The sequence below is a fragment of the Mesorhizobium sp. M1A.F.Ca.IN.022.07.1.1 genome (assembly GCF_003997575.1).
Lineage (GTDB): Bacteria > Pseudomonadota > Alphaproteobacteria > Rhizobiales > Rhizobiaceae > Mesorhizobium.
This window is the reverse complement of sequence record NZ_RZST01000521.1, coordinates 1-2,798: the sequence shown is the minus strand read 5'-3', so window position 1 is coordinate 2,798 and position 2,798 is coordinate 1. Positions and strand designations below refer to the sequence as shown.

Genomic DNA, 2,798 nt, shown 5'->3' with positions numbered 1-2,798 from the left:
CCACCACGCTTCATCGGCTTGATCTGGTTGAAACGGGTTTCCCAGAAACGCAGCACGTGCTGCGGCAGGTCGAGATCTTCCGCAACCTCGCTGATGGTACGGAAAGCATCGGGGCTCTTGTCCATGGGCGAATCCTCACGCTGGACCGCAATCCGGAGTTGATCCGAATCGCACCTTATTTCAGCGGTTTATGAAGCGATATTCAAGCCCGGCGTCAAAGGGGCCGCGGTTTTCAACCGGCATTCGAGGGTTACTTGACGCCCTTGGCCTTGCTGTTCTGGTGCGAACGCAAGATGCGGTTCTTCAGCACGTTCGAGGATTTGAAGGTCATCACGCGGCGCGGCAGGATCGGCACTTCTTCGCCGGTTTTGGGATTGCGGCCGATGCGCTCATTCTTGGAGCGGACATGGAAAGTCGCGAAGGAAGACAGCTTCACCGTCTCGCCGCGAACGATGGCTTCGCAAATCTCATCCAGGACGGCCTCGACCAGCTCGGCCGATTCAGTTCGCGACAAACCAACCTTGCGGTAAACGGCTTCGGCTAGGTCGGCACGCGTCAGTGTCTTTCCCCCCATGCGACCGTCCCATCAGCTCAAAAACATAAATCGATACAGGCAGCGGCAGAGCGTAAGTAATTGATCCGGCAAGGTCAAGGACCGAACCCACGCGCTCGGCACTTACCAGCGCAGCAACACCGCGCCCCAGGTAAAACCCCCGCCCATCGCCTCAAGCAGAACAAGGTCGCCCTTCTTGATGCGGCCGTCGGCGACGGCCACCGACAAAGCGAGCGGCACGGAGGCAGCCGAGGTATTACCGTGCAAATCGACGGTGACCACGACTTTCTCTTCGGCTATCCCGAGCTTCTTGGCGGAAGCGTCAATGATCCGTTTATTGGCCTGATGCGGCACGAACCAGTCGAGGTCTTCCGCCGTGATGCCGGCCTCGGCGAAAGTGGCCTCGATCACGTCGGTGATCATGCCGACCGCGTGCTTGAAGACCTCGCGGCCTTCCATCCTGAGATGGCCGACCGTTCCCGTGGTGGACGGGCCGCCGTCGACGAAGAGTTTTTCCTTGTGGACGCCATCCGAACGCAGGCTGGCGGCCAGCACGCCGCGATCGGCGATGTTGCCAGCCCCTTTCGCCGCTTCGAGCACCACGGCGCCGGCGCCATCGCCAAACAGCACGCAGGTCGAGCGGTCGCTCCAGTCGAGGATGCGCGAGAAGGTTTCGGAGCCGATCACCAGGACGCGTTTTGCCAGCCCGCCGCGGATATAGAGATCGGCGGTGGCGACCGCATAGACGAAGCCGGAACACACGGCCTGCATGTCGAAGGCGAAGCCGTGATGCATGCCGAGGCGGTTCTGGATTTCGACAGCCGTCGCCGGGAACGTGTTATTGGGCGTCGAGGTCGCCAGCACGATCAGGTCGATATCCGCTGGCGTCAGGCCGGCGCTGTCGAGCGCGGCGCGCGCCGCCGCCTCGCCCAGCGAGGCCGTCGTCTCGTCATCGGCCGCGACGTGGCGCTGGCGAATGCCGGTGCGCTGGACGATCCACTCGTCGGAGGTCTCGACCATGCCTTCGAAATCGGCATTCTTCATGATGCGGCGGGGCAGCGCGGCACCGTTGCCGCGCACAACTGATCTGATCAAGGTTCGTTCCTATTCCTCGGCCTCGACGGCGACGCCGGATTTCCTGTTTGCCTGGGCAGTCGGATTGCGCGCATGGAACAGATCGAGATCGGCCTCGATCCGGTCAAGCAGATTGTTGCGCACCATGTCGTAGCCGAGCTCGATCGCCGCGGCAAAGCCATCCGAATCGGCACCGCCATGGCTCTTCACCACAATGCCGTTCAGGCCCAGAAAGACGCCGCCATTGGAGCGGCCGACATCCATCTTTTCGCGCAGCCGGTCGAAGGCACCTTTGGCAAACACGTAGCCGATCCTGGCCATCAGCGTGCGGCTCATGGCGGCCCGCAAATAGCCCGCGATCTGCCTTGCCGTGCCCTCGGCGGTCTTGAGTGCGATGTTGCCGGCAAAGCCCTCGGTGACGACCACGTCGACCGTGCCCTTGCCGATGTCGTCGCCCTCGACGAAGCCGCGATAGTTCATCGAGGCCATGTTGGCCTCGCGCAGCATGCGCCCGGCCTCCTTGACCTCCTCCTGGCCCTTGATCTCCTCGACGCCGACATTGAGCAGGCCGACGCTCGGCCGCTCGATACCGAACACCGAGCGCGCCATTCCGGTCCCCAAGATGGCGAAATCGACGAGTTGATGCGCATCCGCACCGATGGTGGCGCCGACATCGAGCACCACGCTCTCGCCGCGCGTCGTCGGCCAAAGCGCCGCGATCGCCGGGCGGTCGATGGTGGCCATGGTGCGCAGGCAGAATTTCGACATCGCCATCAACGCGCCGGTGTTGCCGGCCGAGATGCAGGCCTGCGCGGCGCCGTTCTTCACCGCCTCGACCGCTTTCCACATCGACGATTTCCAGCGGCCGTGGCGCAGCGCCTGGCTCGGTTTGTCGTCCATCCTGACAGCGATCTCGCAATGGACGAACTCGCTCACCTCGGCGAGCTTGGGAAACTTGGCCAGTTCGGGACGCACAGCGTCCTCGCGGCCATAGATGACGAAACGGATGTCAGGGCGGCGGATGGCGACCGTCATCAGCGCGGGGATGACGACGCCTGGTCCGTGATCCCCGCCCATGGCATCGATGGAAATCCTGATCACGCGGTGTTTTTCTCACGGTTTGCCTGGCTAGCGGCGGGCGCCTGCCGAGGTAAGGGGGCTCGCGAAGGGT

The 2,798-nt window shown here is 63.2% G+C and carries 4 protein-coding genes; all 4 read right to left on the bottom strand.

Going from position 1 to position 2,798, the window contains the following annotated elements:
* A partial coding sequence (locus EOA75_RS31520) for a MerR family transcriptional regulator (RefSeq protein ID WP_127326029.1) occupies positions 1 to 125 on the bottom strand: 125 nt, incomplete at its 3' end.
* A gap of 125 nt (positions 126 to 250) precedes the next feature.
* Positions 251 to 574, bottom strand: coding sequence for an integration host factor subunit alpha (locus tag EOA75_RS31515; protein ID WP_067000778.1), 324 nt, complete (start codon positions 572 to 574; stop codon positions 251 to 253).
* A 102-nt stretch (positions 575 to 676) separates the two neighbouring features.
* Positions 677 to 1,648 carry a beta-ketoacyl-ACP synthase III gene (locus EOA75_RS31510; protein WP_095778646.1) on the bottom strand — a complete coding sequence of 324 codons (972 nt, stop codon included), beginning with the start codon at positions 1,646 to 1,648 and terminating at the stop codon, positions 677 to 679.
* Positions 1,649 to 1,657: 9 nt separating this feature from the next.
* The gene (gene plsX / locus EOA75_RS31505; RefSeq protein WP_067000757.1) at positions 1,658 to 2,728 is read right to left on the bottom strand and encodes a phosphate acyltransferase PlsX; all 1,071 of its coding nucleotides are present in this window, start codon (positions 2,726 to 2,728) and stop codon (positions 1,658 to 1,660) included.
* Between the last annotated feature and the right edge of the window lie 70 nt (positions 2,729 to 2,798).

Excerpts from the sequence above, each read along its gene's own strand:
- EOA75_RS31515 (WP_067000778.1), bottom strand. The coding sequence starts at position 574 with ATGGGGGGAAAGACACTGACGCGTGCCGACCTAGCCGAAGCCGTTTAC.